General features: G+C 65.9%; 6 protein-coding genes. 2 read left to right on the top strand and 4 right to left on the bottom strand.

What is annotated here, in order from left to right:
• Window positions 1-120: 120 nt before the first annotated feature.
• Complete coding sequence (locus tag KWG56_RS08720) at window positions 121-1,296, bottom strand: hypothetical protein (protein ID WP_219354461.1); 1,176 nt, start codon at window positions 1,294-1,296, stop codon at window positions 121-123.
• On the opposite strand from KWG56_RS08720, the gene KWG56_RS08715 reads away from it, so the two are divergent.
• Both KWG56_RS08715 and KWG56_RS08710 read left to right on the top strand, forming a co-directional pair.
• The gene (locus KWG56_RS08715) at window positions 1,253-3,775 is read left to right on the top strand and encodes a hypothetical protein (RefSeq protein WP_219354460.1); all 2,523 of its coding nucleotides are present in this window, start codon (window positions 1,253-1,255) and stop codon (window positions 3,773-3,775) included. The genes KWG56_RS08720 and KWG56_RS08715 overlap by 44 nt on opposite strands.
• Complete coding sequence (locus KWG56_RS08710) at window positions 3,772-10,125, top strand: AAA domain-containing protein (protein WP_219354459.1); 6,354 nt, start codon at window positions 3,772-3,774, stop codon at window positions 10,123-10,125. Before KWG56_RS08715 ends, KWG56_RS08710 begins: the two co-directional genes overlap by 4 nt.
• Here the strand turns inward: KWG56_RS08710 and KWG56_RS08705 are convergent.
• Genes KWG56_RS08705 through KWG56_RS08695 form a run of 3 tightly spaced genes read right to left on the bottom strand, consistent with a single transcriptional unit; the run spans window position 10,122 to window position 16,087 of the window.
• Window positions 10,122-10,817 (bottom strand): hypothetical protein, encoded by a 696-nt coding sequence (locus KWG56_RS08705; RefSeq protein ID WP_219354458.1) that lies wholly within the window; start codon window positions 10,815-10,817, stop codon window positions 10,122-10,124. The genes KWG56_RS08710 and KWG56_RS08705 overlap by 4 nt on opposite strands.
• A 3-nt stretch (window positions 10,818-10,820) precedes the next feature.
• On the bottom strand, window positions 10,821-13,604 hold the full coding sequence (locus tag KWG56_RS08700) for a hypothetical protein (protein ID WP_219354457.1): 2,784 nt from the start codon (window positions 13,602-13,604) through the stop codon (window positions 10,821-10,823).
• Window positions 13,601-16,087 carry a DEAD/DEAH box helicase gene (locus KWG56_RS08695; RefSeq protein WP_219354456.1) on the bottom strand — a complete coding sequence of 829 codons (2,487 nt, stop codon included), beginning with the start codon at window positions 16,085-16,087 and terminating at the stop codon, window positions 13,601-13,603. Before KWG56_RS08695 ends, KWG56_RS08700 begins: the two co-directional genes overlap by 4 nt.
• Window positions 16,088-16,201 lie beyond the last annotated feature (114 nt).

The following is a 16,201-nucleotide window of genomic DNA, read 5'->3' as shown; positions in this document are numbered from 1 at the left end:
GGCGATGTGGGGCCAATGGCTGGCTTTGACGCATGGCCGACGCTGATTACGTGCGCCATGAGTCAGACTCCGTACCGTCGGCCTTGCCGCAGGGCGTTGCCGTGAGCGACGTTGCGAGCCTCAGGCGGGGACGGCTTTCACACTCGTCTTCACAGCCGTTGGCCAGCGGACATCGAACCCCTTTGCCTTGGGCCAGGCTATACCGACGCCATTGCTCAGGGCTAGTTGGATGTCCCGCTCTTCAGGGGGAGCGAGTTCCAGCACGATCAGAAGGCAAGGCGGGCCGCCGATCGATTGACGATAATCGAGCAGTTGTCCAAGCGCGGTGCGAATGGCGAACCGCGCAGTGGCCGTTTCGCAAGGCTTCACCTCGACAAGAACCAGGCCCTTGGACGCACAGACATACTGAAGGTCCACGCCGCGCCGGTTCTCCGCCAGTTGGTTGCACCGGCTCGAGATGTAGGTCTTGAAGCGGCTCTGAAGGTCATGGTGCCGGGGAGAGACCGCGATCTCCTGCTCCTTCAGCCACCGGACATAGGGCGCGGTGGTCGGGGCGGCGCTCGCGGCGGACTTCTTCGGGGCCTTGGCCTTGCGGATCTTGGGGTTGACCAGCGTGAGGTCGAACTCAGGTTCCTTCAGCCATGTCAAACAGGGATGGCCGGCGGGTATGGTGCCTCCGACAATGGCGAGCGCTTGGTCCGGACGAATGGCCATATACCCACTATGGCGCTTGGCGATGTCCTGTCGGGGACGTGCCGGATCGCCGCTCGGGAAGACCCCCTCCGGGTCGATAGGAATGGGGTTGTCGAACCAGACGTACTCTTCGGCCGGAGACCGCCAGCGAATATAGCCGGCCAGGCTGTCCCAGTGTTTGTTGAACTTGGCCCGCGTTCCGAACTTCTGCTGGACGGATGGCAGCGCCCATATCCTCTCGCCGTCTGCATGGATGCGCAGAGCCTTGGCGATCTTCGCCATCTCCTTGGCCGAGTTCGCCTGTATCGACGTCGCGACCCCGAGCGCTACCGGCCCGATCTTGGGCCGGTATGCAGTCATGATCATGCCAAGCCGACCGGCCTCGGCGAAGCCCTCCATCCGGCCTTTGCTCTCCGTGTGGAAGATCCGGTAACCCTGCCACTCGCGCTTGGGATCGCCATTCCATTCCTCGTGGCCGTAGCCGTTCTCCGAGACAAACCCGCCGACCGAGCGGCTTCCAGCGGGTCCCAGATATCCGCCGGCGTTCCAGACAAGCGGTTTGAGGATCACCAGCTTGTCGGCAGTTTGCTTCGGCGCCGCCACGGTTTCCCCTTTGGTTCGGTCTCGTTCACGCCATAGTGGGCCAGCAGCGACTCAAGGAGAAGCTTATTGTCTCGCTTCGGCTGTGCGTGAAGGTTTGATGCACGTCTGGCGCGATAGGGTCGGTTTCGGCCAGGTAGGAAGCGTCCCTGAGAGGACGTGGGGAGCGGCGGGTTTGAAGGGTTTCAGCGCATCCACGGTCAAGTCGTGGTTCCAATACCGCTGCGAGCGCAAGGTCCGCTATGAGCTGTCGAGCGATGACGAACTGGCGGCCGTGCCGGTGCTCAAGGACATTCGCGAAGCGCCTTGGGCGAAGCTCGGCAATGAGTTCGAGGACCGGGTGGTCAATCGGCTGGCCGCCGAGGCCGCCGTCCTGCGCCCTGCGCCGGGGGAGAAGGTGCTCTCGGAACGACTGACGCTGGCGTTTCTGCGCGGCGAACGTTCGGAGACCTATGCCGCCCAGATCAACCTGAAGCCCACGGGCGTTCCGCGCTTTCTGGAAGGCACGGGGCTGGAACTCAACCGGAACATCGCCGACCTCGTCCGGCGGGAAATCCTGCCCGACGGTCGTGCCTGCTTCACCATCATCGACATCAAGGCCACCCGGCGGGCGACGGCCTTCCACAAGACTCAGATCGCCTTCTATGTGCGGGTGCTGGAAGAGCGGCTCGCCGAGATCCGCCTCTCCAGTCCGGTCACCCTGAACCGCGATGGGGAAGTCTGGCGCATCCCGGACAACGGCACGGCCCAGGGCGATCGGGCCGACGCCGAGGTGTTCGCGCTTCGACCCTATCTGCGCCAGGTCGATGACTTCTGTAGCCAGACCCTGCCAGCCATCGCGCAGAAGCGGATCGGCTTCGGTCCGTCCGACCAGACCTTCCACCACCTCTATTTCAAGTGCGAACAGTGCGCCTTCCTCGAGCACTGCGTCCAGTCAATCGCGCCGGCCCTCGCTGCGGGGCGCGACGTGTCCGCCGTCCCCGGCGTGACCCACGATTCCAAACGTGCCCTCAAGAGGATGGGGATTGAGACCGTTGGTGCGCTGTCAAAAGCCTACGGACTGGCGAAAACGCCCGGTGCCGGCTGGTCCCTGACCCGCAACGCCTCGCGGTTGGTTGCGCGCGCCGCCGCCCTGGCGACCAACGCGATCCAGCGGACCGAAGAGGAGCACACCTTCCTCATGCCGCCGAGAGCCGATCTGCGGTTCTTCGTCTCGGTAGACTACGATCCGGTCGATGACCGGATTGCCGCCGTCGGCTATCGGCGTGTCGGCCCGGACGGGTCGGCCAGTGATGATATCCGCGTGCCTCAAACGGCTGAGCTTAAAGACGAGGCCGATGCTCTGGTCGCCGTCATGGGGCGGCTGATCGGGGATCTGGCCGCTGTCGATCAGGCCAACCGAGAGGCGATGGATCGGGGGGACGACGCCGCTCTCAAATATGCGCACATCTTCTTCTACGAACCCTCCGAAGCTCTAAGCTTGCAGAAGGCCGTCGGCCGTCATCTGGACGATCCCCGCGTGCGTGGCGCGCTGTTGCATCTCGTGCGGCTGTTCCCGCCGGAGGACATCGTCCCGGAACCGGAGTTCAAAGGCGCGCACCATCTGCCCGCCACGGCGGTGCGAAGCGTGGTCGAACACCTCTACGCCCTGCCGGTCTCGGTCGCCTATGACCTGCGCCAGGTCAGCCAGGCCCTCGCGACCGTTGGTGCGGCCGCCGCCTACACCCCGGCGCCCGGGTTCGAGCGACCCTTTTCGTCCTTGCTCTCGATCGACGTCATCCGCGGCTTCCGCGAAAGCGTGGCCGGCGCACCCGGGACCGAGGACATCGTCGCCGACGTCGCCGCTCGCCTGTCCGCTCTTCAGGGCGTGACCGCCTGGCTCTACGCACAACACGCGGTCGCGACCGCGAGCGGCCAGCCGATGCTGAGACTCAGCAAGCGGCCGTTCCTGTTCCACGAGACGTTCGATCCGCTCGATGCGGCGGATCTGGATGTCCTGATCGCCTGCGAACTTCTGGAGAACCGGGCCGGGCTGCTTGAGGCGCTCGTCAACCTCGCCCAACCGGCCAGCCGGCGCCGCGACGCGAGCCGCGCCATGGCGGGGCTCGAGTTGCTGTCCGTCGTCAACTACGGTCGCGACAAACTGATGAGGTTCCGGATTCCGCCGGCCAGTCAGGACAGCGATCTTGGCCCTAACGACCTGAAACTGATCCTTACCGACGACCAACCGGACCTGCGGCTGGATATGCTGCAGTGGCCGCTCGTCGAATGCCGCATCCTGCAACCGTCTCCGCAGGACGTGGCCTATTCCAACATCGTCAAGGTCATCGTTGGGCGTGGCGTTTTCGACGGCCCCCTGTTCCAGGACCTGCTTAGGACGACCCCCACCAAGGGCTGGCACCTGGACCGGCACTTCATCGACTTCAATACGGACAAGGCCGCGCGCTTCCTGCGGCATCTGGCGGCGGGGCAGGCGGCATGAGCACGCGCGATTACATCCTGCGTTTCCTCAACCAGCCCGAGACCTTCGCCAGCGGCGCGACCGATCCGGAGCTCTGGCTTCAGGCTCTTGGGGATTTCGCAGCGCCCCTGCTCGAGGCCGGCGGCGGTCCGGCTCTGCGCCCGGCCCAGGAAAGGGCGTGGGAAGGTCTGGCCTCCACACGGGCCGGTCTTGTGCTCGGCCCGCCCGGGACCGGCAAGACCCACCTACTGGCCTGGCTGATCCTCGGCTACATTCTGGCGCGGCGATCGGCGGGACTGCCCGCGCGCGTCTTCGTCAGCGCCTTCACGCGCAACGCCATCGGGAACCTTCTCGACAGCGTGGCCGCTCGCCTGGGGCAGTTCGCGCCCGAGGCGTTCGAGGTCCACTATCTCGGAGCAGCGCCGCCCGCTGGACTGTCCGATCGCATCAAACACCGTGCCTCTGTCGCCAAAGAGGAGGGGGAGGCGGCCTTTGCGGATCTGACCGCAGAAGCGGTCGTGGTCGGAGCGTCCGTCTGGCAACTTCACCGGTTGCTCTCACACAAGAAGGCGCCCGGCGACGGCGTCGTCGCGCCCCTGTTTGATCTCATCTGCATCGATGAGGCGTCGCAACTGGTTCTGAGCCAGGGCCTGATGGCCCTGTCAGGCCTCAAGCCCGACGGACGGATCGTGGTCGCCGGCGACGACCGGCAACTGCCCCCGATCCGCGCCGGCCGCGATGTCGATGTCAGCGGACGACAGCTCGGAGGCTCGCTCTACGCCTTCATGAAATCCGCCGGCGCCGAAGAGTTCGCGCTGGAGGAGACCTTCCGGCTCAACGCCCCGCTCACCGCCTTTCCGGAGAAGACCTTCTATCCCGGGAAGTATCGATCGGCAGACGCCGTCCGGGAGGCGCGCCTGACCCTGAAGCCGAACTGGCGCGACGGCCTTGAGCCGTGGGAAGCGCATGCGCTGGACCCCGATTGGCCCATCGCGGTTCTGGTCCACGACGGTCCGCCGGCCTCGAGCAGCAACCCCTTCGAAGCTTGGGCGAGTGCGCGTCTGCTGGAGAAACTGGCCGAGCGACTCGTGGATGTCACCGAAAGCGACGGCGCCTATAAGGGCGAACTTTGGCGCGAACGCATCGCGGCCGTCAGCCCCCACCGGGCGCAGAACGCCGCCATCCGCAACGCTCTGCCGCCCTTGCTGCGCGCCAACGCCTTCGTCGAGACCGTGGACCGGATCCAGGGCAAGGAGCGGGATGCGGTCGTTCTCTCATACTGCGTCGCAGATACCGAGTTCGCCCTGGCCGAGGCCGACTTCATCTTCGCCCGCGAACGTTTGAACGTCGCCGTAACGCGAGCCCGTCACAAGCTGATCGTCCTGATCAGCCGGCGCCTGCTGGAGGCTTCCCCGGTCGACCAGGAGCAGATGGACAAGGCGGAAGGGCTGCGGGAGTTCGTCTTCGACGCCGCGCTCATGCGTGAAGTCGAGATCATCGACAACACCGGCGCCAAGATCGACGTCCAGATCCGGCTGGTCGGCTTCCAGGATTCGGGCGACCTGGTCGATCCGCCGGTCCAGGAGCCCGTCGCCACGTCGCAGACGCAGGCGCTTACCGAGGAGGATGAGCACCTCCTTCAGGCGGTGCGGGATGTCGCCCTGGGCAATTCCTACGGCACCGCCGCGAGCTTTGAGCTCGAGAAGCGCCTCGGCCGCAAGCCCATCCTGCCCGGTTTGAGCCGCCTGCAAGCGAGTGGGCGGATCGACCTGTGGCAGGTCATCACAGCCAAGGCGAACTTCTGGAACGCGCGCCCGTTCGATCCGGCGCGACGCATTTTCCCGGTCGACTACGAGACAGTAAAAGGCCGCGCCGAAGAGGTCATCAACCAATCCAAGCGCGGCCGTAAGCCGCCGCTCTATGACGACGTGCGGCGTCAGTTCGCCTGGGTGAACGCGGTAGGCGGGGATGTCGTGCGTCCCGCGTTCGATCGTCTGCGGGATGAGGGCCTGATCCAGTATTCCAGCGATGGCGAACGGCTCCGGATCGAATGGACCGGCGCATCTACCCTCGAGCCCTTGCCGGAACCGCCGGAGGCCCCCGTCCTGTCCGACGAGGATTTCGCGGTTCTAAACGCCCTCGAGACCCTGGAGGCCAGGCGGATCAACTTCGGGGTCTTCGAAGGCTGGACCTCGGCTGCGACCCTGGCGGATGGCGAAGGCTTCAGCCGGACACAGGCCCAGGCCGCCCTAGGGCGGCTGGCCGCGAATGGCTGGGTCTTGTTTGCAGGCGAGGGGCGGGTGCGGAGCCGAATGGCCGAACTGGCCCGCGAGGTGCGCTATGTGAAGCAGAGGTTCGATCGGGATGATGCGGACAAGCGTCCGTTCCTGGTCCGCAGCCTGAAGGTGGAACTGCGGAACCGCGACAAACCCATCAGAAACGAGCCCCTGGCCGCCGTCTTCGATGGACTGGCTGCTGAACTGGGCGGGACCCATGCTCAGGCCCTGACCTCGCTTAAGGACGGACTGCTCAAGCTCTGGGGGCGGGATGCGGCGATCGCCGGATTCCAGCGCCGCAGCCTTGAGGCGCTCAGCCGGGCCTGGGCGGGGGGCGGGGAGAATGCGGTCGTTGTCTCGGCGGACACAGGGGCCGGCAAGACCGAGGCCGCGGCTCTTCCCTTGATCGCCGGCGCCGCGGCGGACCGGCTTGCCGGCGTCAAGGGCGTGCGCGCCGTGCTCGCCTACCCCCGCATCAGGTTGGCGACCAACCAGGCGCAGCGCCTCGTGCGTTACGCCGGCCTGCTCTCGCGGGAGCCTGGAGCTCCAAGACTCACAGTGGGGATGCAGTTCAAGGGCACGCCCAACCGTCTGGACGCCCTGCAATCCTGGGATCTGGACGAGGGTTGGCGGATGCTGTCGGAAGGCGAGCTCATCTTTCCGCTGTTCGGCTGCCCGGAGTGCGCCCAGACCCTTCACCTGCACAGAGGCGCAGGCCACGATCGCGCTGATCGGCTTGCCTGCGTTGCCTGCGACTGGTCATTCGACGGCTGGATCGGCAGCAAACTGGCCCTGCGCGAGACGCCGCCGGCGCTGTTCATCATCACCACGGACTCGCTCCATCAGTGGATGCACACGCCCATCGCGGGCCGCCTGTTCGGTGATGATCCTGACTTCGCTCCGCCCCGGGCGGTCATGGCTGACGAGATCCACCTCTATTCCCATGTCCACGGCGCCCAGGTCGCGCTGGCGCTCCAGCGCCTGTCGGCGCGGACTTCGATGAATGCGCCAGACGCGCCGCCAATGTTGATGGTCGGGATGAGCGCCACACTGGGCGATCCCGCCGCGACCTGGGGCCGCCTGGCGGGACGTGCTAACGTGCTTTCGATCGCCGCCAGCGCTACGGAGAAGCAGATCAATCCGCGCGGGCGGGAGTATTTCTACTTCATCCAGCCAGAGGTCGAGTCCCGTGGTGCAGACATCGCGGGCGCCTCGACGACTATCCAGAGCCTGATGTGCCTGGCCCACGGCATGAGGCGGCGCACCGACAGCGATGGCGGATTCCGCAGCGTCGTCTTCCTGGACTCTATCGATAAGGTCCGACGCCTGCATGGCGACTACACGGACGCCGAGGAGGGCAAGGAACTCGCAAGCTACCGCACCCGGAAATATCCCGAGGACCCGGCGACCGGCGTGCTCCCGACCCAGTGCTGCGGGGAACCCTACGGCTGTGATCGGTTCCAGAGCGGCGAGTGCTGGGTGTTCGCGGCGACCGATCCCGCACAGGTCGGCGCCCAGGGCCTGCGCCGCCCGGGTCAGCCGCTGAGCATCATCGACCGACCTGTCACCTCCGCCTCGACCGGACGCGTCGAGGACGCGATCAAGGCATCCGACGTCGTCTTCGCCACGTCGTCGCTGGAGGTCGGTTACGACGATCCGGACATCACCCTGGTCTATCAGCACTATGCGCCGCAGAACCTCGCCAGCTTCGTCCAGCGCAAGGGGCGAGGGGGCCGCGGGAGCGATGACCGGCCTATCACGGCCGTGACCCTCTCGATCTACACGAGCCGCGACAGCTGGTGGTTCAAACGCCCCTGGACCATGCTTGAGCCGACCGGCTTCGATAGTCCCCTCAACCCCGACAACTTCTTCGTCCGCCGGGGCCAGATCGTCTCGACCATCCTCGACGCGTTCGCTCGCTTCGAGCGCCGTGCCGGTCCCTTCAATCCCCAATCGCCGCCGCCCGCCGCCCTGGCGGAGGCCGAAGCGCTGGTCCGGCTTGTTTTCGGCGAACCCGTTTGGGAGGGCTATGCGTCAGACTTGGCCGCCTTCTGGGCATTGGCCCTGGCCAAGCGCAATGGAAAAGCCCCCGGAGAAGGACTGCCCCGATTGCGCGCCGACCTCGAGTGGGCGCCGGACCTCCTCTTTGATTCCATCAACCTGCCTCGGCTGAACATCATCCGTGCGGGCGAGGTCGAACCCCGCGCCGAGGATGTCTCCCTGGCTACCGCCACCGTCGCTCCGGGCGGAGCCACGAGACGCTACCACCCGGTCGAGGTCGATTGGCGCCCGCCCGTAGCCGGGCAGGGGCCATGGCTCGCGGCGCAGGACTATGCCTCCGCGCTCGTGTCCAAGCCCTTCGGCGATGATCCCGCCGCCTGGCTCGAGCGGCTGCCTAGAGAGGCCCGAACCTTGCTGCCCGGCCTTGCGGCCGAATATGTGAGGCCCCGGCAAATCACCTTGCAGCGCCTCGGACAGGTGCACGGCGCAACCTGGATCGCGGACTTCGGGCTAGATGCGGCCGACGTAGTCGTCCCTGCGGGCCAGGCCCCGGCCAATCGGCAGATTGGTCATCAATCGCACAGCCATCTGCGCGGCTTCCCGATCCTGAAGCCGACCGACGACCAGGCAAGAGCGCTGCCGACAGAGGATCTGGCGCCTTGGGTCGAGGCGTTCAGCGCCTTCCTCGGCGACGGGGTTGGGGGCAAGACAACCGGTCTGGCCCTGGCTCGGGTGTTCTGGGGCGCCGATGCCGAACTCGTTCTGACCGGTCCCCCTCGCGAAACGCTTCCGATCACCCAGGTCTTCACGAGTCCCGGCAAGGGGCCGACCTTGCACGGCTATCACGTCCAGACCGAAGGCGTCCGGTATCGGCTCAACGCCGAACGGCTCGGCGTCTTCCTCGACGCTGAAGAGGCCCGGGTGACGGTCGACGACCAGGTCCGCAAGCGTGTGGTCGGCGCCCTCGTGCGCTGGAAGGTGGAGAGCGGCGCACAGGCGCTTGGCCTGAACATGTTCCAGATGCGCCGCGCGGGCGAACTGATCGCCAGCGCCCTGGCGGACCCGGCCTATCAGGATCGGCTGCGTCGGATCGCGTTCCTCTGGAACACCGGCGACATCGCCGCCCTCTTCGAGGACGTACGCGCCGATCTGTTGGCCTGCCATCCGCTCCTGTCGCCCGATCGCGTGGCCAAGGTGGCGGGAGCCTTCTCTGACGACCGGCTCAAGCCGATCCTGTCAGACGCGCTTCGCGCGGCGGGAAACCCCGGCGAGATACGGGCCTGGCTCCACTCCGCCGTCGTCCACAGCCTGGCGCTTCGGTTGAAGGACAGCTTCGTCCATGTCGGACACGGGGACGATCGTCAGGTCCTCGTTCACGCTGTCCTGCCCCTGCAGTTCGGGGCTGATGTCGCGGGAGGATGCGACATCACCATCTGTGAGGTCGGCAATCACGGGGATGGAACCACCCGCGCGTTCGTCGCCCGGGCCGGGGCGGGCGCCGGGCACTGGCGGGACGGCTTCCTCGGTGATTGTCCCAATGCATCCGAGGACGCCGCGCTTGATCGCCTGTTCTCGCTTCAGGAACACCATGCCGAATGGCGCGCGCTGGATCCGAACGACCCGGATGCGCTCCGCACCCTGGCCGCGCCGCTCGGACTGGATCCGGACATGCCTCTACCCGCCGGGGTGCTGAGGGTTCTGTTCGGGGTTGAAGCGGTCGGAAGCGAACGGTTCGACCTCTATGATCTGGCGCTCGCCGTGCGGGGATCCAGCCTGTCACTGCAAGCCCGGTTGGGACGGCCCCCGACCGCCTGGGAAGCGACGAGCGTCGCCGTGCGCGGGGCCGAAAGCCAGCCGGACTCGGTCTTGAACCACCTGCTCGCGGCCTATGGCGGGCTCGAGGAAGGCCTGCAGGAAGAAGGGCTCAGCGCGCGGGGACGTCTGGCCGACCAGGTCTATCGGCTGAGCGCACGCCTCTGCGTCGATGGATGTCCCGCCTGCGTGCATCGGCCGAGCGACCTGATGAGCGAGGGCCTGATGGAGTCCTCGACCAGTCGGGAACTGCTGACGCGCTTCCTCTGTCAGGAGGCTTAGCCCCGGACGCGAAACGCGGACAGGGCGCCCTTGTCCGTCAGCCAGGACATGACCTTGGGCGTGACCATGTCCAAGCTGGCTTCCTGGCGGGTGACGGCCCCGAGGAAGGCGTCCACTTCAGGCTCGCCCGTGAACGCCTGCATCGCATCCAGGGTCTGCGCACGCCTCAGGCGAAGCGCCGGCGCGACTTCGGCGAGCTTCTCGGCGGACGGATCACCATTGGCGAGCGTCTGGGCTGCGGTGCTGATCTCCACCAGATCACGCCCGATCGACTCCGCGCCAGAGATCTTGGACAGCAGGTGGCCGACGGCCGCCAAGTCCACGAAGTCCTGCGCCACGAGTTGGGACCAGTGGTTCTTCAGCCGCTCTATGACCTGCGACAGGGCGTTGCCGACCGTGGAATAGTCCGTCGCGACTGCTTCCAGATCAGCCGCGGTCTCGGCATCCTCAAGGCTTTCGCCCACGCTTTCGGCCTTGGCGATGGCTGTCGACAACCGCTGACGCAAGGCCACGTCGTTCAAGCCGTCGAGATCGTTGGCGCATTGCACCAGCCGCGTGAGCAACAGTGCATGGCGGGGCGCCTGTTCGACCGGAACGCGCGCGCGATCAGCAGCGGCACCAAACGCCAGGCTCTTTTTCGCGCTGCTGATCCCGGGTGCGAGGCCTTCGAGCAGTTCGAGGGCGTCCGTCATTTTTCAGTCCTCCAACCGTGCGCGGGCGCGTTCGGCCGCCTCAGCCAGCGTTCGCCCTGCCGCATGAATATCATCGATGTTCACTGTCTTGCTGGCGGCGTCCACGAGATCGCGCACATGGGGCAGGAGGGCGGCGACGGCCGCCTCGCCCCGGTTGAACAGATCAAGCGCGCCTGACAGTTCGCCGGCAGGCGCCGAAATCAGCCAGGCGAGGCTCTCGGGGCCGGTCGGCAGCGTCGTGCCGCTCTCTGGCGACAGCCGCCAGAGCAACTCGATCAGCCTGTTGTGCTGCTCAGTTTCCAGAATGCGGGCCTGGCGTCTCCGCTCGTCCTCCCAAGCCTTGATCTCCGTCGTCGCCCTGCCGATCATGTCGTGAGAGACCTGATCGATCAGCGTCACCAGTCGTTCGTTATGGTCGCGTGGCGCCTTGCCGCGAAGCATCCCAAGCAGCCGGTTGACACGATCCTTCAAAATCTCGGTTTCGCCTCGAACGATGCGGGGCAGGTGTTGCGCCATTCGGTCCGACATCGGACGGATATCACGCCAGTCAAAGGGCAGGTCAGGCGTCGAAGGCTCAACGCCCGGCGAGAAGCTCAAGGTGTTGCGGACATGGGCAAGCGCGTGAGCGGCCGTGCTGGCGTCAGCGAGGCCGAAGGTGGTCGCGGTCCCCTGAGGAAGGCTGATCATGCGTCGTAGCGCCTGCCGCACATCCAGATGTCGCTTGTCGCCCCCGGTCAAGGCGTCCTGCCAAGGTTGGGTGCGCTGGCTGGGCGCGGTCGTGGGGTCACCTTCGTCGCTCAGGAGTGCGATCCACTGGTCAGCGCTTGTCTCCGTGGGTGAAGTCGCGCCACGCAACCAGGCGCGGACAGCCAGCGCCTGGGTCGCCGCAGCGACCGGTGACCATCGGCCGCCATCCGTCGTTAGAGGCAAAAGTCGATCCAGATGCGTGCGTGCCCGTTGCTCAAGGCGGCGGCTGAAGCGAGCCAGTCGCCTTCTGTGAAACTCGGTTTGCTCGCCGGTCAACTCATCGTCGACACGCAAGCGGGCGTAGGCTTCCAGGCCTTCGATAAGCCAGGGATCTCGCGGTATGACGAAATGGGTGTTCGTCGTCTGCCCCGTGCCGGCGATCTTGATATTTGATGCCGTGAAGACCTGCTCGAAGGTGCGGCGATCCGCGCCCAGTCGACGCGGATCAATCTCGCGGACCACCGCGTGGACGGCGCCGTTCCAATCACTCACGTTGGGTACGACCCCGTTCGTGCGGAGCGTTTCCAGTTGCATCAGAAGCTTCTGGAGCTCCTGGCGCGTTGCTTGCCTCGGCTGATCCGTTGCACGCGGTTGCGGTGTTGGTGGACGAACGCGCGGAGCCGTCGCGGGCCCCGTCGGCTCTGTGGGTCGATCAAACGGCTGGATCTCCGGCTCAGGCGTCGTCAGCCGAACCGGCGCGGGTGTCGGCTCAGGCGGAGACACCGACTGACCATCGCCAATCCACGGCAGGTTGAACTCTTCAAGAACGCTGCGCTGAACGCCCGCGAAACGCTCGACGCCGTCGTCGACTGTCTTGCGCGGACGAAGGTCGCCCCAATACCGTAGCACTCGGCTGAGGCGGGCTTCGACCGCAGGATCTGAGGTGCTGTTGTGAACGAGGGTCCGCATCGAGCTGTCCAGAAATGGGGGCTCGAGGTAGCGCGACTCGATCTCGGGCCCGGGATATGCGCCCGTATTGAGCCTCTCCGGATTGAGCAATGTGGGATTGAGAACGCCCTGAAGCACCCCTCGGGGCGTCTTGTGGGTCTGGCCGTCGTCGTCGCTCTTGAGAGCCTCATAGAAGCCATCCACCGCCTCCGGCGTGAATGGATACAGGCCGATGCCATCGGTCTGTCCAAAGGCGCTGAAACAAGGCTCGACCCGAGCGCACATCTGGCAAGGATTTGGCAGCTCCAATGAGGCGTTGTCGCGATAGGCGGACCGCCAGGCGACCAAGCCTTCGACCCCGGTCCGAACAGCGGAGAGATAACGCGCCACGAACCGGGTCCGCTCCCCACGGCTCAGTGCGGCGATCTCGCGCGACTGGCCATCAGTGCTGACCCCGAGGCGGACAGAATGTGTGACCCGCGCACGCAGTGCGCCGCGATCCAGATAGGGCATGCGCTGCGCCAAAGTCTGCAGGACGGTCTCAACGGGCAGGGGGACGCCGGTGGGGAGCGCGGCGCGACGCAGTTCGATATCGACCCGACGTGTTACGTCAGGGTGGAAGCTCAACCGCACGGGCAGTTGAACGGCCAGGCCCAGAAAGCCCATCCAGCGTCTCCAAGCGGTTTGTTTGGTGTCATTGAACCGTCTGGCGTCTCCGGTTTCAGCGTTCCCGAGGTCCGCTTCAACCCGGTCTGCAAAGTCACCTGCGGCCGCCCAGTCCGTGCCGGAACTTTCCGCCTTGAGACCAAGCCAGGCGAAGGTCTCGAGCATGACATGGTCAGGATGGTCTGAGGAAGTTTGGCAGAGGCGATCATGCACCTCGTCAGCATAGGCCTCATAGTCAGCGAGGGGTGGCGCGGCGAGGACATAGTCGGTCGCTTCGGGCTTGAGGAAGTCGAGGCTGGACGCGGCGCCGATCACCTGGCGCTCGGCTTCACCGCCGATGGGACGCGCAACACCATCGGTGACGAAGGCGGGGTTCAACCACGTCCAGAGATCGTCGCGACCGATCCGTCCGCCTTCGGCCGCAACAATCCCGATCGCGGACCAAACTCGCTCCGGCGTACCTTGGGTGCTGCTTAGAAGGCTCATATGCCCGTTCCTTGGAAGGCGACGAAAAACTCGTCGAGGATGGCTTCGTCGTAGGGTGCGTGTTGAGAGGCGATCTGGTGGAGCGCCCGACCGTCAACCCGCGAGGCCGGATCTGCAACCAGGATCAGATGTTGGTGGGGGCGAGCGTTTGCCAAACGCTCAAGCTCCCGGACCCATGGACCGAGTGTTGACAGGGCCGGCGGCAGGAAGGCGGTCGGGAGATCTGGAAGCACGCCGTCACGTCGCAGCCAGTCCTCGGCGGGCTGAACGAAACCATATTGAACCGGATGGGCCGCCAAGGCCGCGGCGATATCTGGCGCCTCAGCCTCAGGCGCCACGATCTGCTCGATCCCGACGCGGGCCAGGCGGCCGATGAGGCGGTCCTGTGACCCCTCAGGCGCGACCAGGATCACCCCTCGTGGGAGGATCGGACGCAGCGTCTCGGCGGGCGGCCAGGCGAAGCGCGCAACATCTGAACGCAAGCCGCCTGGAGGCGAAACGCCCTGTCGCCGGCAGGCTTCGCAGCGACCGCATGCAACCGGCGCAGCGTCAGGTTCAATGAGACGGTAGGCGGACCGAAGAAGGCAGTCGCGATCCTGTCGCTGCATCGCCGTCACGAAGGCCCGTAGCTCGGCGCGGGCGCGGCTCGCTTCCTGGTCGCGACCCGCGAAAATCCGCGCCCAGGCCTGTGACCAAGCCGATGCATCTTGAGGGTTCAGCACTTCATCCCGCAGGATCGTTGCGCGCCAATGCTTGGGCGTCTCGTCCTCGCGCGGGGCCTCGGCTTCGATGGTCAGCACGCTCTGGCGTTGCATGAGGTTCAGCAAGCTGCGGTTCCAGCCGCGGTTCCGCTCACCAGTGTAGCGCGGATCCAGACCGTCCCGTGCGGCGTCGAGCGGGAGAACGAGGCGCAATGCGCCGTGCGAATCCCTGCCGTCGCTGATGGCGCCCTTCAGCAGGGCGATCCATCGCGCTTCAGCGAGTTCGGCCGACAACCAGCCATTTCCCGCCATCGACGCGGCATCGTCTTCGTCCGACTCGTAGCGGCCGACCTCGTCGACTGAGCGGCCCCGGGGTCCTGCCCGGTCCATTTTTCGGGTCCAGAGGGTGACGCCCAGGCCCTGGTAGCCATCGCGCGCCGCTCGCCCCACCTCTTGATACCAACGCGCTGCGCTTTCAGGGAGGCAGGCGTGGATGACCGTTCGAACGTCGGCCTTGTCGACGCCCAGGCCAAAAGCGGAGGTGGCGATCACAAGATCAAGGTCGCCGGCCGCCCAGCGTTCGACGATCTCGCGGCGAGCCTTTGCATCGGATATCGCACCCGTGAACAGCGCGACGCGCTCGTACCCGCCTTCCTGCGTCAGGCGGTCGTGGAGCCTGTCGGCGTCCTCGACCCGCGTTGTGTAGACAACGGCGGGTCGCGGCGCCCGGTCAATCAAGCGATACAGGGCCGCGTCCCGCTCCGATTGATCACTGAAATCCGCTGCGGAAAGATCGAACTGATAGCGTGGCGTGCGCGCATGGATCTCGCCCCAGGGTCCCGAGCCGTAGTCGGCGCGCAGAACGGATTGGGAGGCGGGAGTTAGGGTCGCCGAGAGGAGAACGGTGCGCAGAGCTGGATTGCGCGTGCGCAACTCGCCGATGAACGCGGGAAGTCGTTGGAAGTCCGGGCGAAAACTTCGGCCCCAACTCTCGATGATATGAGCTTCGTCGACGAATACGGCCGAGAGGAGACCTCTCTGGCCATACTTCTCCGGCGCGGAAAGGGCGCACGCAGTTTGCAGGAGATCGGGCCGGGCGGCGCCGAAGGCGGCTTCAGGCGACAGCAAGAGGATCGGAATGTCGCCATTGCGGAAGTTCGCGAGGATTTCCTCGCGCTGCGCCAGGGGCGTCGATCCGCTCATCGCCCGACTGGCCTCCAGGCCAGGCATGCCCCGCAAAGTGCGTTCATGATCTTCCGCCAGCGCGATGGTCGGCACGATGACCACGGCGCAGGCTCCGGGAACGCTCTCCCGCCACAAGAGGACCGGAGCTTGGAACAGAAGACTCTTGCCGGCCCCCGTCGGCATCGAAACCATCAGGGAGCTTCCGTCGGGGGCCGTCAGCGCTGTTTGAATAGCGGACTTCTGAGCCCGGCTCCGATAACGATCGTGAGGCGTCAAGCGCAGCAGGACGGCGTCCGAGGGAGCCGGCGAAACACCGCCCCGGGGCGAAGCATCGATCCTGAGAGCGGCGTCCAAGCCGGGCGCGATGTCCGAAAGGTCTTCATCGACAATTCGGATTGCGCCATCAGCTGTGGCTGCAAGACCGAACCGGGCCAATGTCTCCGTCTCGGACGGCATAAGCTGAGCGGGGGGCAGAGCTCGGCCGCCACTCAAGCGCGCCAGTTCCCGCAGCAAGACCATGCGATCCGCAGGCGTTCTCGCAGCCAAGTAGCGCGTTTTCGTCGTCTCAAGGGTCTCCTGAAGCCAGGCATCAGCCATTGGGCACGCTCCGACCCAGGCAAACGCCATCGTGGCGTCGAAAGGAGAAGCGCTCGCGACCCATGAGCCGGTTCGCGACCTCGAACTGCTGACCCTGCACTCAAACTCCCCCTG

This window comes from Brevundimonas nasdae (genome assembly GCF_019395145.1).
Taxonomy (GTDB): Bacteria; Pseudomonadota; Alphaproteobacteria; order Caulobacterales; family Caulobacteraceae; genus Brevundimonas; species Brevundimonas nasdae.
The sequence above is the reverse complement of the archived record's forward strand: the minus strand, read 5'-3'. Positions and strand labels throughout refer to the sequence as shown.

Excerpts from the sequence above, each read along its gene's own strand:
- KWG56_RS08695 (WP_219354456.1), bottom strand. The coding sequence starts at position 16,087 with ATGGCTGATGCCTGGCTTCAGGAGACCCTTGAGACGACGAAAACGCGC.
- KWG56_RS08705 (WP_219354458.1), bottom strand. The coding sequence starts at position 10,817 with ATGACGGACGCCCTCGAACTGCTCGAAGGCCTCGCACCCGGGATCAGC.
- KWG56_RS08710 (WP_219354459.1), top strand. The coding sequence starts at position 3,772 with ATGAGCACGCGCGATTACATCCTGCGTTTCCTCAACCAGCCCGAGACC.
- KWG56_RS08700 (WP_219354457.1), bottom strand. The coding sequence starts at position 13,604 with ATGAGCCTTCTAAGCAGCACCCAAGGTACGCCGGAGCGAGTTTGGTCC.